Annotated in this window: 13 protein-coding genes; 10 read left to right on the top strand and 3 right to left on the bottom strand. The window is 71.9% G+C overall.

The window, feature by feature from the left end:
* Nucleotides 1–21 precede the first annotated feature (21 nt).
* Nucleotides 22–1,551, bottom strand: coding sequence for an amidophosphoribosyltransferase (gene purF / locus AB0J58_RS22650; RefSeq protein ID WP_364218449.1), 1,530 nt, complete (start codon nucleotides 1,549–1,551; stop codon nucleotides 22–24).
* A gap of 120 nt (nucleotides 1,552–1,671) precedes the next feature.
* Here purF and AB0J58_RS22645 point away from each other — a divergent pair, with 120 nt between their 5' ends.
* The 3 genes from AB0J58_RS22645 to AB0J58_RS22635 are packed head-to-tail and all read left to right on the top strand — an operon-like array spanning nucleotide 1,672 to nucleotide 7,828.
* The gene (locus AB0J58_RS22645; protein ID WP_030915629.1) at nucleotides 1,672–1,875 is read left to right on the top strand and encodes an MbtH family NRPS accessory protein; all 204 of its coding nucleotides are present in this window, start codon (nucleotides 1,672–1,674) and stop codon (nucleotides 1,873–1,875) included.
* 56 nt (nucleotides 1,876–1,931) lie between these two features.
* Nucleotides 1,932–4,421 carry an amino acid adenylation domain-containing protein gene (locus tag AB0J58_RS22640; RefSeq protein ID WP_364218447.1) on the top strand — a complete coding sequence of 830 codons (2,490 nt, stop codon included), beginning with the start codon at nucleotides 1,932–1,934 and terminating at the stop codon, nucleotides 4,419–4,421.
* Entirely contained in the window at nucleotides 4,385–7,828 is a 3,444-nt protein-coding gene (locus AB0J58_RS22635) for a condensation domain-containing protein (RefSeq protein WP_364218445.1), read from the top strand. Before AB0J58_RS22640 ends, AB0J58_RS22635 begins: the two co-directional genes overlap by 37 nt.
* Nucleotides 7,829–7,850: 22 nt before the next feature.
* On the opposite strand, the gene AB0J58_RS22630 is transcribed toward AB0J58_RS22635, so the two are convergent.
* Nucleotides 7,851–8,633 (bottom strand): IclR family transcriptional regulator, encoded by a 783-nt coding sequence (locus tag AB0J58_RS22630; RefSeq protein WP_364218443.1) that lies wholly within the window; start codon nucleotides 8,631–8,633, stop codon nucleotides 7,851–7,853.
* A 100-nt stretch (nucleotides 8,634–8,733) separates the two neighbouring features.
* Between AB0J58_RS22630 and AB0J58_RS22625 the strand changes: the two genes are divergently transcribed.
* The 5 genes from AB0J58_RS22625 to AB0J58_RS22605 all read left to right on the top strand — a co-directional run bounded on the left by AB0J58_RS22625 (nucleotide 8,734) and on the right by AB0J58_RS22605 (nucleotide 14,105).
* The gene (locus AB0J58_RS22625) at nucleotides 8,734–9,882 is read left to right on the top strand and encodes a cupin domain-containing protein (protein ID WP_364218441.1); all 1,149 of its coding nucleotides are present in this window, start codon (nucleotides 8,734–8,736) and stop codon (nucleotides 9,880–9,882) included.
* Nucleotides 9,879–10,715, top strand: a complete 837-nt coding sequence (locus AB0J58_RS22620; RefSeq protein WP_364218440.1) for a fumarylacetoacetate hydrolase family protein — start codon at nucleotides 9,879–9,881, stop codon at nucleotides 10,713–10,715. The genes AB0J58_RS22625 and AB0J58_RS22620 overlap by 4 nt, the downstream gene beginning before the upstream one ends.
* Nucleotides 10,715–11,437 (top strand): maleylpyruvate isomerase family mycothiol-dependent enzyme, encoded by a 723-nt coding sequence (locus AB0J58_RS22615; RefSeq protein ID WP_364218438.1) that lies wholly within the window; start codon nucleotides 10,715–10,717, stop codon nucleotides 11,435–11,437. The genes AB0J58_RS22620 and AB0J58_RS22615 overlap by 1 nt, the downstream gene beginning before the upstream one ends.
* 32 nt (nucleotides 11,438–11,469) lie before the next feature.
* Nucleotides 11,470–12,753, top strand: coding sequence for an FAD-dependent monooxygenase (locus AB0J58_RS22610; RefSeq protein ID WP_364218436.1), 1,284 nt, complete (start codon nucleotides 11,470–11,472; stop codon nucleotides 12,751–12,753).
* Between the two features lie 233 nt (nucleotides 12,754–12,986).
* Complete coding sequence (locus AB0J58_RS22605; protein WP_364218435.1) at nucleotides 12,987–14,105, top strand: maleylacetate reductase; 1,119 nt, start codon at nucleotides 12,987–12,989, stop codon at nucleotides 14,103–14,105.
* A gap of 102 nt (nucleotides 14,106–14,207) precedes the next feature.
* Here the strand turns inward: AB0J58_RS22605 and AB0J58_RS22600 are convergent, their stop codons facing one another.
* The gene (locus AB0J58_RS22600) at nucleotides 14,208–14,519 is read right to left on the bottom strand and encodes a hypothetical protein (RefSeq protein WP_364218434.1); all 312 of its coding nucleotides are present in this window, start codon (nucleotides 14,517–14,519) and stop codon (nucleotides 14,208–14,210) included.
* Between the two features lie 536 nt (nucleotides 14,520–15,055).
* Here AB0J58_RS22600 and bla point away from each other — a divergent pair.
* Both bla and argG read left to right on the top strand, forming a co-directional pair.
* Complete coding sequence (gene bla / locus AB0J58_RS22595) at nucleotides 15,056–15,991, top strand: class A beta-lactamase (RefSeq protein ID WP_364218432.1); 936 nt, start codon at nucleotides 15,056–15,058, stop codon at nucleotides 15,989–15,991.
* 215 nt (nucleotides 15,992–16,206) lie between these two features.
* The gene (argG, locus tag AB0J58_RS22590; protein WP_364218430.1) at nucleotides 16,207–17,655 is read left to right on the top strand and encodes an argininosuccinate synthase; all 1,449 of its coding nucleotides are present in this window, start codon (nucleotides 16,207–16,209) and stop codon (nucleotides 17,653–17,655) included.
* The last annotated feature ends 59 nt before the right edge of the window (nucleotides 17,656–17,714 follow it).

The following is a 17,714-nucleotide window of genomic DNA, read 5'->3' as shown; positions in this document are numbered from 1 at the left end:
TAGGCGCGGCCCTGAGCACCGTCAACGGAGGCGGGCGGCCGCCGTGCGCCGCGGGGCCGGCACGGGTACGAGCCTCGACTTGTCGCGCGCCGGGCTCACCCGGGTGGGGTAGTCGCCGGTGATGCACCCCTCGCAGAGACCCTCGCCCGCCGCGCTCCCCAGCGTGTGCCGCATGCCCGCCACCGACAGGTACGCCAGGCTCGTCGCGCCGATGATCCGGCACACCTCCCCGCTCTCGCGCCCGGTCGCCACCAGCTCACCGGTGTCGACGAGGTCCACCCCGTAGTGGCAGGGCGCGATCAGCGGCGGCGCGGCGATCCGCACGTGCACCTCGCTCGCCCCCGACTCGCGCAGCAGCGCGACGATGCGCCGCATGGTGGACCCGCGCACCATCGAGTCGTCGACCACCACGACCCTGGCCCCGTCCACCGGCGCGCCGACGGAGAACTTGCGCCGCAGCCTGCGTTCACGTCGTCGCAGGTCGGGTTCGATGAACGTCCTGCCCACCTGCTCGTCACGGACCAGCACCCCGGCCAGCGGCAGTCCGGCGGCCCGCGCGTACCCGCGGGCCGCCGGCACGCCGGAGGCCGGGACGGCCACGACCAGGTCGGCGTCCGCCGGGGACTCCAGCGCCAGCCGCTCGCCGAACGCCACCCGCGTCGCGCCGGTTCTGGTGCCGTCGATCCTGGAGTCCTGCCTGGTCAGGTAGAGGTGCTCGAAGACGCAGAAGCTGCGCGGGGCGGGCTCCGCCACGCGCTGCGCCCCGGCCGGGCGGCCGTCGCGCAGCACCAGCACCTCGCCCGGTTCCACCTCCCGCTGCTCGGTGCAGCCGAGCGCGTCGAGGGTGCAGGTCTCCGAGGCGACGACCGCCCTGCCCTCGGCGAACCCCGCCACCAGGGGGCGCAGGCCGTGCGGATCCCGGAAGGCCACGAGATGGTCGCCGACGGCGCACACCACCGAGTACGCGCCCCGCAGCACCCGCGTGGCCCGCGCGACCCCGGCCACGATCGGGCCGGTGTCCGCGGGGTGCCGGTCCTTCGGGCCGGGTGCGGTGCCGAGGAGCGTGCCGGGGGTCTCGCCCGTGCCGGCGAGCAGGGCGAGGATGATCTCGGAGTCGCTGGTCGAGTGGAACCCGTACCCTTCGCGGCCGAGCCGGGCGCGCAGCTCGGCGGCGTTGACGAGGTCCCCGTTGTGCGCCAGCGCGATGCGCCGTGCCTCGTGCACGAAGGGCTGGGAGTTCTCCGGCACCGTGGCGCCGGTGGTGGAGTACCGGGTGTGGGCGACCGCCACCCTCCCGGCTCGCCAGGCGGACAGGCCGTCACGGGCCGGGTCGTCGTGAACCGCGTCGTCGTGAACCGCGTCATCGTGGGGCGGGTCATCACAGGCCGAGCGCGAGGCGAAACCGAGCGCCCGCCGGACCCGCACGCCGCCGGGGCCGGACACCGCGATGCCCCAGGACTCCTGGCCGCGGTGCTGCAGGGTGACGAGCCCGTCGAAGGCCGGTTGCCCGGCCGTTCCTTCGATAACGGATACGCCGACTATTCCGCACATACGCCGCCCCTTCAAAACCCTAACATTTCCCGAAAAATGTGTTAAATCGCTTCTGTCTGGCCATGGCATTGTTCTGATGGCAGGCCCTATCGAATGATGAATGAAGCGAAGGAGACCAGAATGGCGGAGAACGCCGAGTACACGGTGGTGCGCAATCACGAGGAGCAGTACTCCATCTGGTGGACCGACCGTGACATTCCCGAGGGCTGGCGGAGCGTCGGCCACAGCGGCACCCGTGAGGAGTGCCTGGCCCACATCGAGGAGGTCTGGACGGACATGCGCCCGCTGAGCCTGCGCCGGTGGATGGACGGCGAGCGGTCCTGACCCGCGGGCGCACCGACGAACAGTCCCGGAAGGAACGGTCCCCGAAGGAGGAGCCGATGGACACGATCCAGGAGCACGACGCGCGCCTGGTCGTCGAGGAGTGGAACCGCACCGAGCTGGCCGACGAGCCGGCGACCGTCATCGAACGGTTCGCCGCCCAGGTCGCCAGGTCGCCCGCCGCCACGGCGCTGACGGACGAGGAGGGCACGACCCTCAGCTACGACGAGGTGCGCCGCGCCGCCAACCGCCTGGCCGGGCACCTGCTCGGCCTCGGCGTGCGCCCCGAGGACCGCTGCGCCGTCTACCAGCGCCGTTCGGCCGGAATGGTGGTGTCCATGTTCGGCACGCTGGCCGCCGGGGGCGCCTACGTTCCGATCGACGAGGGCAACCCGCCCGAGCGGGTCGAGGCGATCCTGCGCGACGCCGGAACCGCCGTGGTGCTGGCCGACTCCACCACCGAGGCCGAGGTGCCGCCGGGTCCGTGGTGCGTGGTGAACGTCGACGACCACCCCGGGGGCGACGAGGACGACCCGGGGGTGCCGCTGCACCCGGCCAACCTCGCCTACGTCATGTACACCTCAGGCAGCACCGGGACGCCCAAGGGCGTCCTCATCGAGCACCGCGCGGTCACCGCGTTCGTCCGGGGCGCCCAGCACCTGTACGGGCTCTCGCCGCAGGACCGCCTCGTGCAGTTCTCCTCGATCGCCTTCGACGTCTCCACCTTCGACGCCTTCGGGGCGCTGCTGTCGGGGGCCGTCCTGCACGTCGCCTCCGCCGAGACCCGTACCTCCGCCGAGCGGTTCCGCGACCTGCTGCGCGAGCGGCGCATCTCCGTCTACATGGGCACCCCCGGCATGCTGAGACTGCTGGAGCCCGGCGACTTCCCCGACCTGCGGGTGCTCGCGGTCGGCGGCGAGAGCTACTCGGGTGACTTCACCACCCGCTGGGCGGCCGGACGCAGGTTCGTCAACAGCTACGGGCCCACCGAGACCACGGTCGGCGTCATCACCCAGGAGTGCCGGGGAAGCTGGGACACCTCACCACCCATCGGGCGCGCCATGCCCAACCACCGGGCCTACGCCCTGGACGAGTCGATGCGCCCGGTCCCGATCGGCACGGTCGGCGAACTGTACGTCGGCGGTCCCGGCCTCGGCCGCGGCTACCTGGACCGCCCCGGTGCGAGCGCGCTCTCCTTCGTCCCCGACCCGTTCGCCACCACGCCGGGCGAGCGGCTCTACCGCACCGGCGACCTGGTGCGCTGGACCGCCGACGGCGAGCTGGTCTTCGCCGGGCGGGCCGACCGGCAGGTCAAGGTGCGCGGCGTCCGGGTGGAGCTGGAGGAGATCGAGCAGACCCTCCGCAGGCACCCGGCGGTCGCGCACGCCGTGGTCGAGGCGGAGGCCCTCGACGACGGCGACGCCCGCCTGATCGCCTACGTCGTCTGCGCGACGGGGGAGCCGCCCGGCGTGACCGAGCTGCGTGAGACCGCCGCCCGGTGGCTGACGGCCCCGCTGGTCCCCAACGAGTTCGTCCACGTCCCGGAGATTCCACTCACCCCGGCCGGCAAGGTCGACCGCGAGGCCCTGGCCGCCGCCAGGACTTCGCGCGGCGGCACCGACACCGACACCGACAGCGACACCGGCACCGATGACGGCACCGATGACAGCACCGATGACGGCGCCGACTGGACGCCGACCAGGCGCAGGGTGGCCGAGGAGATCGTGAAACCGCTGCTCGGCGTGGGCTCGCTCGGTCCGCACGACCACTTCTTCGAGCTGGGCGGCACCAGCATCCAGGTCATCCAGCTCCTGGGCCGGGTCCGCACGATCTTCGGCATCGAGGTGCCGGTCGCCGACTTCTTCGACCGGCCGACCATCGCCGGGGTCGCCGACGCGGTCGACTCCGAGGTCCGCTCCGATCTCAAGGACATCGTCCGCGAGGGCTGGGACGACATCGCCGACCGCTATGCCGCCTTCCAGGCCGAGTTCTCCGACGGCCCCCGCACGGAGTGGACCGGCCACCTGCTCGGGATGCTGCCCGAAGGCGGTTCGGTGCTGGAGCTGGGTGTCGGCAGCGGCCACGAGTCCTCGCGCCGCCTGGCCGAGGCGCACGCCCTCACCGCCGTCGACATCTCCGCCGAACAGCTCAAACTCGCCGAGAGGACACTGCCCGGCGCCACGCTCGTGCAGGCCGACATGGCCCAGGCGCGGTTCCCCGACGCCTCCTTCGACGCCGTCGTGTCCATCTACACCCTCACCCACCTGCCGCGCGAGGAACTGCCCGGCCTGCTGGGCGGCATCGCCCGCTGGCTGAAGCCGGGCGGTCTGCTGCTCGCCACCCTGATGACCGAGGACATCCCCGGCGCGATCGAGGAGTGGTTCGGCTCGACCATGTTCTTCTCCGGCTTCCCCACCGAGGAGAACCTTCGGCTGCTGCGCGCGGCGGGCCTGGTACCCGAGCGCGAGGAGGTCGTGGCGCAGCGGACACCGCTCGGGGAGTCGCGCTTCCTGTGGGTGATCGCCAGGAGGACGGAGACAGCGCCGTGACCGGCCTGCCCGACCGCACCGCCCCGCTCTCCTACCTGCAGGAGCAGCTCTGGTTCGTCGAGCAGGACGATCCCGGCAACGGCTCCTACAACGAGCTGAAGGTACTCGTCTTGGACGGCACACTGGACGCCGCCCGGCTGGGCCGGGCGCTGGACGAGGTGGTGGCCCGGCACGACGTGCTGCGCACCACCTTCGTCTACCAGGGAAGCGAACCGGTCCAGGCGATCTGGGCACGGGGTCCCGTACTGCGCGAGGCGTCCGTCGGCGGCGAGCAGGCGCTCATGGAGTACGCCCGGGAGGTCGCCGAGGCCCCCTACGACCTGGCCGCCGGGCCGCTGCTGCGCGCCTCGCTCGTCACGCTCGGCTCGGAGCGGCAGGCGCTCGTGCTCGGGGTGCACCACATCATCAGCGACGGATTCTCGATGAACCTGCTGCTCGACGAGCTGGACGCGGCCTACCGGGGCGAGCCGGCCAACGGTGCGCCCGCCCAGTACGGCGACTTCGCCCGCTGGCAGCGCGAGCGGCTCGCCGGCGGCCGCCTGGCCGCCGACGTCGACCATTGGCGGCGGACGCTCGACGGCGCGCCCACCGTGCTGGAGCTGCCCGCGGACCGGCCCCGGCCGCGCCGGCGGGCCGGCACCGGCAGGCGCGAGCGATTCCCGCTCGACCCCGGCCTGACCGGCCCGCTCGGCGAGGTCGCCGAGCGGGTCGGCGGCACCCTCTTCACCGTGCTGCTCTCCGCCTTCGCCACCACCCTCTACCGCTACACCGGACGCGGCGACATGGTGCTGGGCACCGGCGCCCCCGGCCGCCCCGGGCGCGAGTTCGACGGCACGCTCGGTTTCTTCGCCAACATCGTGCCGGTACGGCTGCGCCCCGCGGGCGAGATCCCTTTCACCGAGCTGGCCGACGCGGTCAGCGAGGCCGCCTTCGACGCCTTCGACCACCAGTACGTACCGTTCGAGAAGCTCGTGGAGTTCCTGCAGCCCGAGCGCGACGCCGGGCACACCCCGCTGGTGCAGGTCGTCTTCACCATGTGGGACGCGGGCGCGGCCGAGCGCTCCATCGGCGGTGTGCCCGCCGCAGAGGTCGAGGTGACGCGCGGTAGGTCCCGCTTCGACGTGGCGGTCGAGGCGGTACGGCGGGGCGAGCGGGTCGACTTCTTCGTCGAGTACGACGACGCCCTCTTCGACGAGGTCACGATCGCCCGCCTGATGCGTCATCACGAGCGGGTGCTGCGGGCGGTCGCAGCAGACCCCGCTCAGCCCCTGTCGGAGATCCCGATGATCTCCCCGCAGGAGTGGGCCACCCTCACCCAGGGCGACGTGACCGTGCTCGACCCGGACGGCAACGTGCTGCCCGCCGGGGCCGTCGGCCAGCTGGTCCGCCACTCCGGCGGGCACGGACCCACCGGCCGTCTGGCCGTCCGCAGGCCCGACGGGCGGGTGGTCGAGCGCGGGCGCGAGGACCGGCTGGTCGGTTTCGGCCCCTTCCAGGTGCAGCTGGAGGACGTCGAGGAGGTCCTGCGCGCCCACCCCGCCGTACGCGACGCCGCGGTCATCGCGGTCGAGGGCGGCGCGGGACGCGAGCTGGTCGGCTACGCCGTCGCCGGGCAACCGCCCGACGCGTTGCGCGCCACGCTCGTCGAGCGGCTGCCGAACTACATGGTGCCCGCCGTCATCGTGGCGGTGGAGGAGATCCCGCGCGACGAGGAGGGCCGGGTCAGGACCGCCCTGCTGCCCGAGGCGGCCGAACTCGGCGAGCGGAGCGAGCTGCCCGCTCTGGAGGCCGCGCTCTGCGCCATCTGGGCGCGCGTCATGAACCTCGACGTGGTGGAACCCGACGACGACTTCTTCGCGCTGGGCGGCCACTCGATGCTGGCGGCCCGGCTGGTACGCGAGATCGCCTCGGTGCTCGCCGTGCGTGTTCCGCTGACGGCCCTCTTCGAGCACTGCGTCCCCGCCGACCTGGCCGACTACCTGGCCGCCAGGCACCCCGCGCTGGAGCACACGCTCGCCGGCGCGAGCCGCGCCGATCGCGCGGGGCGGCCCGAGCCGGAGCCCGAACGGGCGCCCGCCGGGCAGGCCGTACCGGACGGCACGGAGCCGGACGGCTGCGCGCTGTCCACCGCGCAGCTGCAGATCTGGATCAACGAGCAGCTCGCGGGCGGCGACGCCCGGGACTTCATCGCCGCCGTAACCTACCGGATACGCGGCCCGATCGACGTGGACGCCCTGCGCGGCGCGTTCGACGCGCTCGTCGCCCGGCACGAGAACCTGCGCGCCCGGGTGGCGCTGGTGGGCGACGTGCCGGTGCTGCGTTTCGACGCCGACGCCCGCGTCGAGCTGCCCGTCGAGGACCTCACCGGCCTGCCCGAGGCGGGGCGGGCGGCGGAGGCGGCCCGCCGTACGGCCCGCGACGCCGAGCGCGGCTTCGACCTGTCCGTCGCCCCCCTGGTGCGGGCCGGCCTCTACCGCCTCGGCGACGGTGACCACGTCCTCGCGCTGGTCCAGCACCACCTGGTCACCGACGGCGTCTCGATGGGCCTGCTGATCGGCGAGCTCGGCCGCCTGTACTCCGACCGCGACACCGCGCCCGCCGCACCGCACCTGCGCTTCTCCGACTACGTGGCCTGGGAGCGGGCCTGGCTCGGCGGCCCCGAGGCCGCCGCCTCGGAGCGTTTCTGGCGGGAACGACTGCGCGGGGCCCCCGAACTGGTCCTGCCCAGGACGCGCGACGGGCGGCGGCAGAGTCGCGACACCGAGATGATCGCCCATCATCTGCCGCCCGCGGACTCGCGCCGGCTGCTCGCGCTGGCCAGGCGGAGCAGGACCACGCCCTACATGCTGGTGACCGCCGCCTTCGCGGCGATGCTGGCCCAGTGGAGCGGCCAGGACGACGTGGTGATCGGCACCACCGCGGACAACCGCCCGCTGCCCGGTCTGGAGGGCGTGGTCGGCTGCTTCGTCAACATGGTGGCGCTCCGCCTCGACTGCGGCGGCGACCCCACCTTCACCGAGCTGGCCGGGCGGGTACGCCGGACCGTCCTGGAGGCGTACGCGCACCAGAGCACCCCGTTCAACGAGGTGGTACGGGCACTGAGGATCCACCCCGACCCGCGCAGGATGCCGCTCTTCCAGGTCACCTCCGACTGGGCGGGCGACGGCCCCGCGGTGCCGGAACTGGCCGGATGCGAGGTCGGCTTCGACTACGTGCACACCAGGGCCAACCGCTACGAGCTGGAGATGTACGCCGGGATGGCGGGGGAGCGGGTGGTGCTCGACCTGGAGTACGCCGTCGAACTCTGGGACCGGGAGGAGGCCGAGGACCGCCTGGCCCGAGTGGCCGCGCTGCTCACCCGTGTCGTGCTGGCCCCGGACACGAAGCTCTCGGCACTGCTCAGCTGACCGGCGGTCCGCGGCGCGGAACTCACGAGCGGGTGCTGGGGAGATCGGCACCTCGCATCTCCTCTTCGATGTCGCGGGTGGTCAGGGCCAGGGCGCTGACCAGGTCCGAGAGGCGATCCCGGGAGAAGCGGCTGGTGGGCATCGACACCGAGACGGCTGCCTGAGCGCGGCCGTCCTCGCCGCGCACGGCCCGGCCGATGGCGGTGACGCCCCTTTCGGTCCTGCCGGCGTTGATGGCGAAACCCCGCTCGCGGACGGTCCGCAGCTCGCGACGGAGTGTCGCGAGGTTGGGGCGCTGGTCCAGGCGACCAGCCCATTTCGCCTCGCTGTACAGTGCGTCGAGCCGTTCGGGCGGCAGGTCGGCGAGCATGACCTTGCCACCGGAGGCCAGATGCGCGGGGAAGACCATGCCCTCGCGGTTGCCGACCCGCAGCGCCTGGGTGCATTCCACCGATCCGATGAACCGTACGTGGTCACCGGCCAGGATCTGCAGGTTGGCGCTCTCCCGGATCCGCTCGACCAGGCCGGCCAGGTGCGGCATGGCGACCGAGCGCAGCAGCGCGGTACGTGACTGGGAGCTCCCGCCCAGCGAGAGGACCGGTCCGGCCGCGTACCGGTGGTCTTCGCGCCGGATCGCGAAGTCCCGGTAGACGAGCATGGCCAGCAGCCGGTGGGCGGTGGAGGGCGCCACCCCGAGACGCTCGGCGGCCTCGCCCACGCCGAATGGACCCTCGACCTGGAGCATGACCGCGAGCTGGAGCGCGTGGTCGACGCTTCGCACGGAGTAGTTCGGCGGATTCTTCATAGCAGAATCTCCTGTTCTTCTCTGGTGCTCAGGATACAAGCTGGCAACACGGCGAGGCCGGCGATCACCGCTGTGTCACGCCACGTCGAAGGAGCCAGAGATGACCGAGACCGCGAACTCCCCGGTTCGCCTCGCCGTGGTCGACTCGCCGGACCAGCCGACGCCGTCGGTGGCGTTGGAGGAGTTGTACCGCGGCTTCGAGAAGGAGCTGCTGGTCCCGCTGTGGACCGAGATCGGCGACCTGATGCCGCTACACCCGCGATCCAAGGCGACACCGCACCTGTGGCGGTGGGAGAGCCTGCTGGCCCTGGCGGACCGGGCCGGGCATCTGGTGCCGGTCGGGCGGGGCGGGGAGCGGCGGGCGATCGCGCTGGCGAACCCGGCGCTGGGCGGCCGGCCGTTCGCGACGCCGACGCTGTGGGCGGCGATCCAGTACCTCATGCCGGGTGAGGACGCCCCGGAGCACCGGCACACCCAGCACGCGTTCCGCTTCGTCGTCGAGGGCGAGGGGGTGTGGACCGTGGTCGGCCGTGATCCGGTGCCGATGCGTCGCGGGGACTTCCTGCCCCAGGCGGGCTGGAACTGGCACGCCCACCACAACGCGGCCGACAGGCCGATGGCCTGGATCGACGGCCTGGACATCCCGTTCCAGTACGTCACCGAGTCGCAGTTCTTCGAGTTCGGCCGTGACGAGATCAGCGCGGCCGAACGCACCACCCCCGAACGTTCCCGCTCGGAGCGGCTGTGGGGGCACCCCGGCCTGCGCCCGGTTTCGGCCCCCGGCTCTCAGCCCGGCACCCCGTTGCTGGCCTACCGGTGGGTCGACACCGACCGCGCGCTGGCGGACCAGCTCGATCTCGAGGCCGAGGGCCATGCCGGGACGGTCGAGCCCGGCCACGCGGCGGTGCGTTACACCAACCCCACCACCGGAGGCGATGTGCTGCCGACCATCCGGGCGGAGATGCACCGGATCCGCAGCGGCGCCGAGACCTCGCCCCGCCGGGAGGCCGGCTCCTCGGTGTACCAGGTCTTCGACGGTGGCGGCCGGGTCACGGTCGGCGACGCCTCCTGGTCGGTCACCCGCGGTGACCTGTTCGTCGTCCCGTCCTGGGTGCCGTTCTCGGCGAGGTCGGAGGCCTCGGCGTCCGACTCCGACTCGGCCGCCCTTGATCTCTTCAAATTCGGTGACGGACCGATTTTCGAGGCGCTGCACCTGGACCGCGCCCACGTGGAAGGACGAAACGCATGAAGCTCGCCACCATCCGCACCGCCGACGGTGCCACCCGGGCCGTACGTGTGGAGGGGGAGACCCTGGTCGACCTCGGTCTCGCCGACGTCGGTGAGCTGCTGGCCCAGCCGGACTGGGCCGAGTACGCGGCCCGGACCCAGGGAGGTGCGGTGGCGGGCGTCGGCTACGCGCCGGTCGTCCCCCGCCCCGGCAAGATCATCTGTGTGGGCCTGAACTACCGCAACCACATCCTTGAAATGGGGCGGGAGCTGCCGCGGTACCCGACGTTGTTCGCCAAGTACCCCGAGGCGCTCGTCGGGGCCTATGACGAGATCCAGCTCCCGCCGGAGTCCGAGCAGGTGGACTGGGAGGCCGAGCTCGCGATCGTCATCGGCAGGACCGTGCGGCGGGCCACCGAGGCCGACGCCGCCGAGGCCATCGCCGGGTTCGCCGTCCTCAACGACGTTACCGCGCGCGACTGGCAGTACCGCTCCCCGATGTGGCTGCAGGGCAAGACCTGGGAGGGCAGCACGCCGTTCGGCCCCTACCTGGTCACCCCGGACGAGCTGCCCGGCGGCACCCGGCCCTCGCTCACCCTGACCGGATCCGTCGACGGCGAGGTGGTGCAGCGGGCCGACACCTCGGATCTCGTGTTCGACCCGGTCGCCCTGGTGCGGTACATCTCCACGATCCTCACGCTCAGCCCGGGCGACGTCATCGCCTCCGGTACCCCCGGCGGGGTGGGTCACGCCCGCAAGCCCGCCCGGTACCTCGCCGACGGCGGCGTCCTGACCACCGAGATCACCGGCCTGGGCCGGTCCGAGGCCAAGGCCGTCGCCGAGTCGGTCGCCTGATGGCGGCCGACAGGAGCCGCGCCGACACCCTGCGCTGGATGGCCCAGGGCACCAGGACCTTCTTCGACGCCCTGATCACGCTGCCGGACGACCGGCTGGCCCGGCCCACGGCGCTCGACGGCTGGACCGGCAGGCACCTGCTGGCCCACGTCGCCGCCAACGCCGACGCGCTGGTCAACCTGGCACATTGGGCGCGCACCGGCGAGGAGACACCGATGTACTCCTCGCCGGCGCGGCGCGACGCCGACATCGAGGCCGGTGCCGCGCGGCCGGCGGCCGAGCTGCGCGCCTGGGCCGCGCGGGCCGCCGAGACCCTGGAGGCACGGCTCGCCGAGCTGGACGAGCGGCAGTGGGCCCGCCAGGTCCGCACCGCCCAGGGCCGCCAGGTCCCCGCCGAGGAGATCCCCTGGATGCGCGCCCGCGAGGTCATGGTGCACGCCGTCGACCTCGGCGCCGGAGTGGGCTTCGACGATCTCCCGGCCGACTTCCTCGTCGCCCTGATCGACGACATCACCGCCAAACGGTCCGGCAGCGGCGCCGGGCCCGCGCTCACCCTCACGGCCACCGGCCACAACGGCACATGGACCGTCTCCGGCACCGGAGACCCCGCTCCGGTGACCGGCACCCTGGCCGGCCTCACGGCCTACCTCTCCGGCCGCCGGACGGACGACGTCACCGGCGCGGAAGGCCGGCCTGCACCCGAACTCCCGCACTGGCTCTAGGCAGGCGCGGGGTGACGAAAGGAACGACAGACATGGCTGAAGACGGCGACGGTGTCGACGTCGTGGTGGTGGGCGGAGGCATCGGCGGTCTGGCCAACGCCCTCGCGCTCACCCGGAAGGGCCTGCGGGTGCGGGTGCTGGAGCAGGCCTCCCGGTTCGGCGAGGTCGGCGCCGGTCTGCAGATCGCGCCCAACTGCACCCGCATCCTGAGCCACTGGGGTCTGCTCGACGAGATCAAGTCGCTCGGTGTGCTCCCCGAGAGCATCGTCATGAAGGACGCCGTCGACGCCGAGGTCATCACCAGGCTCGACCTGCACGACGTGGAGCGGCGCTACGGCTTTCCGTACATGGTGATCCATCGCAGCGATCTGCACGGCACGCTGCTGCGCGCCTGCCGGCGGGCGGGGGTGGATCTCGTCAACGACGTCGCGGTGACCGGGTACGAGCAGGCCGAGGGGGGCGCTGTCGCCGTTCACGAGGGAGGGCGCGAGTTCGGCGAGGTCGTGCTCGCCGCCGACGGTCTGCACTCCGTGGCCCGCGGGATCCTGAGCGATGACCGGCCGGTCAGCTCCGCGTACGTCGCCTACCGGGGCGCCATGCCGATCGACAGGGTCGCCGACCTCGACGTGCACCTCAAGGACGTGGTCGTCTACGTCGGCCCCAGGTGCCATTTCGTCCAGTACTCGCTGCGCCACGGCGAGATGTTCAACCAGGTCGCGGTGTTCGAGTCGCCGAAGGCGCTGGCCGGAGAGGAGGACTGGGGCACGCCCGACGAGCTGGACGGAGCCTTCGAGGCCACCTGCGCCCAGGTGCGGGCCGGTCTGCCGCTGATGTGGCGCGATCGCTGGTGGCGGATGTTCGACCGCGAGCCGATCATGGACTGGGTGCGGGGCCGGATCGCCCTCTCCGGGGACGCCGCCCACCCGCCGCTGCAGTACCTCGCGCAGGGCGCGGTGATGGCCATCGAGGACGCGTGGGTGCTGGCCGAGCACGTGGGCGCGCAGGGCGTGACGGGCTCCGCGGCCGCGGGGACCACGACGGGCGTCGACTGGGACGCCGCCCTGGCGGCCTACAACGCCGTCCGCCCGGAGCACTGCCGTCGCGTGCTGACCACGGCGCGGGCCTGGGGAAACCTGTGGCACCACGACGGGGAGAAGCGGAGGTGGCGCAACGAGGTGCTCCGTGACCGCGACGTCTACGACTACGACTACGTGGACTGGCTCTTCGGGCCGACCGCTCTCACGCCCGGGCAGCTGCCGCCGATGTTCCCGGCGCACGACGCCGGCGGCACGGCCCGGGACCGGCCGCGGGGGTGACACCGCCGGGGCCATGTCCGGCGCCACCCGGCACGGCTCCTCGGCCGGTAGGACTTCCCGGCTCGGAGTGTGCTCGCCTCGCGCTTGCTCGGAGCGGCTACGAGACGTCACCCACCCAGGTGATCGAACTCGCCGGGGGCTCTCCGGTACGTTCCCCGGGAACCCTCGGTGGGGGTTCTTCGAGCTCGTCCAACCCGGCTCCGCCGCCGGAGACGATACGAGGGGGCAGACCGATGTCCGGTCACAAATTGGCGTTCACCCACGAGACGCTCGGCCAGCGCGTCATTCTGGACGCCGGCGGCGCGCGTCGGCACCTGGCCGAGGAGGTCGAGCGGCTCGGCGCCTCGCGGGTGATGCTGATCGCGGGCGACGGCGAGGCGCGGATCGCGGACGAGGTGTCGGCCGGACTGCCGGTCGCGCTGCGCTGGCGCGAGGTCGTCCAGCACGTGCCGGTCGAGGTCGCCGAGCGGGCCAGGTCGGCCGCCGCGGAGGCCGGGGCCGACCTCCTCGTGTCGGTCGGCGGCGGTTCGACGACGGGCTTGGCGAAGGCCGTCGCCATGACCACGCACCTGCCCATCGTGGCCGTGCCGACCACGTACGCCGGGTCGGAGGCCACGAGGATGTGGGGCCTGACCGGGAACCGGGAGAAGACGACGGGGCTGGACCCGGCGGTCCTGCCCGTCACGGTGATCTACGACTCGGTGCTGACCCTGTCCCTGCCCGTCGCGCTTTCGGTCGCGTCCGGTTTCAACGGGCTCGCCCACTGCGTGGACTCGATGTGGGCTCCGGGCACGGACCCGATCAACCAGGCGCTCGCGCTCGAAGGCATCCGGGCCCTGACCGCGGGGCTGCCGAAAGTGGTCGCCGAGCCGGAGGGCATCGACGGACGTGACCGGTGCCTGTACGGCGCGTACCTGTCCGCGGTGTCCTTCGCGTCGGCGGGCTCGGGCCTGCACCACAAGATCTGCCATGTGCTCGGCGGCGCCTACGACCTGCCGCACGCGCAGACCCATGCGATCGTCCTGCCGCACGTGCTCGCCTACAACGCGCCCGCCGTCCCGGACGCCGCCCGCCGGATCGCGCGGGCGTTCGGCGCCCGGCCCGGCCAGAAGGACGATCCGGCCGAGGCGGCCGTGACCGCGTTGGAGCGCCTCCGCGGCGAGGTCGGCGCACCGCGCGCGTTGAAGGACGTCGGCATGGCGGAGTTCGACATCCCCGGCGCGGCGGCCCGGGTCATGAAGGTCGTGCCGCCGTCCAATCCCGCACCCGTTTCCCGGGAGTCCGTCGAGATCCTGCTTCGCGCGGCGTGGGCGGGCCGCACACCGGGCCGCACATCGGGGAGTCGGTCATGAGCGACCATTCGCCGACCACGACCGAGATGCGGCGATCGTGGGGCTGTACCGAAGGAATGCCTCGTCAAGGCCGGAACAAGCCCTGCCGGCGCGAAGCGCCCCTTATCCGCGAAGGCCTCTGATTATGCGCGCGAGCCAGCCCCCGGTCGCCACCCAGCCGATTCCGGCCAGCACGAGAAAGGTCGGAGGGGTGATCCAAAGATGGTTCGGGCCGGATGTCTCAAATGGCAGGCCGCTAACCAGAACAGTCCAGCCGGAAACCACGAGACCGAACGCGGCGTCAACCATCCAGCGACCTGACTTGGATTTTCTGCGAAGTCCATACAGCCACAGCAGCGCGTAGGGCAGCACGAACATAAATCCAGCTATCAGGCTTACCGGCATCCCATCGTCGATCGCGACGATTATTCCCACGGGAATGCCCCAGATGGTGGCCAGGCGGGGAGCGCCAAGGCTCAGCCTCTCGGCCAGGGTATTCCCGGAAGGGGGCAGAGCATGACCAATGCGCAGAGGTGCAGACTCGCGACGAGGGCCGTCATGGGGCCGTGAGGATCGTTCTTCCACCCACACCCAGATCGAGAATCCAAGAGCCGCGACCCCGGCGATCCCTCCCACTGCTCCGGACAGTCTATTCGCGCTCTCCGCGCTGGTCGCGGCGAGGGCTACACCGAGTGCCGCTACTACCAGACCGGTGATCACAAGTATCCATCGAGAGCCATTCATGTCGGGATTATCCGATGAGAGCATCCGCTGAATCAAAGGTTCGGGAGAACCTCTCATCACAATTCGAAAAGCTGATCCAGGGCTCACCCGGTCGCATTTATGCGATCTTGATTGACGTGGCCGGGACCGGCCTCTGACGCAGGAGGTTGCCGGCCGTCAGGCCCCGTACCCGCTCGGCCACGCCAGGGTTGATCGAAGACGTAGTCCGCAAACCGAAAGGCATCACCATGCGTCTGCGACACGCCGCACTCTCGGTGCTGGCATCACTCACGCTCGTCCCGCTGACGGGCGTCACCGCGGCAGGCCACGCGTCCACCGCGTCCGCCGCTTCACCGGCGGCCCAGGTGGTGTCGGACGAGGCCCGGGTCAGGAAGGAGCTGCGCACGCTGGAGGCGTCCTTCAAGGGCCGCATCGGCGCGTACGCCGTCGACACCGCCACCGGTAAGACGGTCACCTATCGTGCGGGCGAGAGTTTCCCGATGCTCTCCACCTTCAAGGCGATCGCCGCCGCGGCCGTACTGCACAGGGCCCGCACCTCGGAGCCCGGCCTGATGGACAAGGTCGTGCGCTGGACGGACGCCGAGGTGAAGGAGCACTCCCCGGTCACCAAGGATCACGTCAAGGACGGGATGACCGTCGCGCAGCTGTGCGAGGCGGCCATCACCCGGAGTGACAACACCGCGGGCAACATGCTGCTCAGGCAGCTCGGCGGCCCGGCCGGCCTGACCGGCTACCTCCGGACGCTGAAGGACCCGATCTCCCGGCTGGACCGGTGGGAGACCGAGCTCAACGACTGGAACCCCAAGGAGAGGCGCGACACCACGACGCCCGCGGCCATGGGCCGTGACCTGCGCGCGGTCACGGCGGGGACAGCCCTCGACGCCAAGGACCGGGCGCGGCTGAACAACTGGCTGATCGCGAACCAGACCGGCGACGCCCGCATCCGCGCGGGCCTGCCCAAGACCTGGAAGGTCGGCGACAAGACCGGCACGAACTCGCGGTACGCGGCCGCGAACGACGTCGCGATCGTCTGGCCCGGCACGTCGGCCGCGCCCGTCATCATGTCGATCTACACCAACGGCAGGGCCGCGGACGCCGTCCTCGACAACAAGGTGATCGCGGACACCGCGACGATCCTCGCCCGGGGCCTCGGCAAGCTCTGAGACGCCTGGTCCTCGCCGCTCCCGGAACCCTCCGAGCCGGCGGACGGGCGCCCGCCGGCCGGCGCCTGCTCGGCTCGCGCCGGGCGGGGAGTGCGTACGCCCGCGGGTGGGCGGTGTTCGGTGAACAGCGCGGATGGCCGCGGCCTCCGCGCGAGATCGCGAACCGCAGGTCGAGAGTTTGCATGACCATGCAGCGCAGTGCATACTCTTGTTCTATGTCCAAGGTTCTCACCTCCCTGCCCGCCGGCGAGCGCGTCGGCATCGCCTTCTCCGGCGGCCTCGACACCTCGGTCGCCGTCGCGTGGATGCGCGACAAGGGTGCCGTTCCGTGCACCTACACCGCCGACATCGGCCAGTACGACGAGCCCGACATCGCCTCGGTGCCCGGCCGCGCGGTGGCGTACGGTGCCGAGATCGCACGCCTGGTCGACTGCCGTGCGGCGCTGGTCGAGGAGGGCCTGGCCGCGCTCACCTGCGGTGCGTTCCACATCCGCTCGGGCGGGCGCGCCTACTTCAACACCACGCCGCTCGGTCGTGCCGTCACAGGGACCCTGCTGGTCCGGGCGATGATCGAGGACGACGTGCAGATCTGGGGCGACGGCTCGACGTTCAAGGGCAACGACATCGAGCGGTTCTACCGGTACGGCCTGCTCGCCAATCCCCACCTGCGCATCTACAAGCCCTGGCTGGACGCGGACTTCGTCTCCGAACTCGGCGGCCGCAAGGAGATGTCGGAGTGGCTGCTCGCCCACGACCTGCCCTACCGCGACAGCACCGAGAAGGCCTACTCGACCGACGCCAACATCTGGGGCGCCACCCACGAGGCCAAGACCCTGGAGCACCTTGACAACGGCATCGAGACCGTGGACCCGATCATGGGCGTGCGGTTCTGGGATCCCGCGGTCGAGATCGCAGCCGAGGACGTGACCATCGGCTTCGACCAGGGCCGCCCCGTGACGATCAACGGCAAGGAGTTCGCCACCCCGGTCGACCTGGTGATGGAGGCGAACATGATCGGCGGGCGGCACGGCCTGGGCATGTCGGACCAGATCGAGAACCGGGTGATCGAGGCCAAGAGCCGGGGCATCTACGAGGCGCCTGGGATGGCGTTGCTGCACGCGGCGTACGAACGGCTGGTAAACGCCATCCACAACGAGGACACCCTGGCGAGCTACCACACCGAGGGACGGCGGCTCGGCCGGTTGATGTACGAGGGCCGCTGGCTCGACCCGCAGGCGCTGATGCTGCGAGAGTCGCTGCAGCGCTGGGTCGGCACGGCGGTCATCGGTGAGGTGACGCTGCGGCTGCGGCGCGGTGAGGACTACTCGATTCTGGACACCACGGGCCCGTCCTTCAGCTACCACCCGGACAAGCTGTCGATGGAGCGCACTGAGGACTCGGCGTTCGGCCCGGTGGACCGGATCGGCCAGCTCACCATGCGCAACCTCGACATCGCCGACTCGCGCGCCAGGCTGGAGCAGTACGCCAGTCTCGGCATGGTCGGCACCACCCATCCCGCGCTCGTGGGCGCCGCCCAGGCGGCCTCGACCGGACTGATCGGCGCGATGCCGCAGGGCGGTGCCGAGGCCATCGCCTCACGCGGCGAGGTCTCCGGCGACGACGAGATGCTCGACCGCGCCGCGATGGAGTTCGGCACCGACTGAGCGGCTCTTCGAGTGGGAGGTCATGGATTCGGGTTCCCGGCGGACGGCCGCGACACTCC

It is taken from the genome of Streptosporangium sp. NPDC049644, from assembly GCF_040675205.1.
Classification (GTDB): Bacteria; Actinomycetota; Actinomycetes; order Streptosporangiales; family Streptosporangiaceae; genus Streptosporangium; species Streptosporangium fukuiense.
The sequence above is the reverse complement of the archived record's forward strand: the minus strand, read 5'-3'. Positions and strand labels throughout refer to the sequence as shown.

Bases quoted from the DNA above. Each gene is read 5' to 3' on its own strand.
- AB0J58_RS22610 (WP_364218436.1), top strand. From the start codon at position 11,470: ATGGCTGAAGACGGCGACGGTGTCGACGTCGTGGTGGTGGGCGGAGGC.
- AB0J58_RS22640 (WP_364218447.1), top strand. From the start codon at position 1,932: ATGGACACGATCCAGGAGCACGACGCGCGCCTGGTCGTCGAGGAGTGG.
- AB0J58_RS22605 (WP_364218435.1), top strand. From the start codon at position 12,987: ATGTCCGGTCACAAATTGGCGTTCACCCACGAGACGCTCGGCCAGCGC.
- purF (WP_364218449.1), bottom strand. From the start codon at position 1,551: ATGTGCGGAATAGTCGGCGTATCCGTTATCGAAGGAACGGCCGGGCAA.
- AB0J58_RS22620 (WP_364218440.1), top strand. From the start codon at position 9,879: ATGAAGCTCGCCACCATCCGCACCGCCGACGGTGCCACCCGGGCCGTA.
- AB0J58_RS22625 (WP_364218441.1), top strand. From the start codon at position 8,734: ATGACCGAGACCGCGAACTCCCCGGTTCGCCTCGCCGTGGTCGACTCG.
- AB0J58_RS22615 (WP_364218438.1), top strand. From the start codon at position 10,715: ATGGCGGCCGACAGGAGCCGCGCCGACACCCTGCGCTGGATGGCCCAG.
- AB0J58_RS22645 (WP_030915629.1), top strand. From the start codon at position 1,672: ATGGCGGAGAACGCCGAGTACACGGTGGTGCGCAATCACGAGGAGCAG.
- bla (WP_364218432.1), top strand. From the start codon at position 15,056: ATGCGTCTGCGACACGCCGCACTCTCGGTGCTGGCATCACTCACGCTC.
- argG (WP_364218430.1), top strand. From the start codon at position 16,207: ATGTCCAAGGTTCTCACCTCCCTGCCCGCCGGCGAGCGCGTCGGCATC.
- AB0J58_RS22630 (WP_364218443.1), bottom strand. From the start codon at position 8,633: ATGAAGAATCCGCCGAACTACTCCGTGCGAAGCGTCGACCACGCGCTC.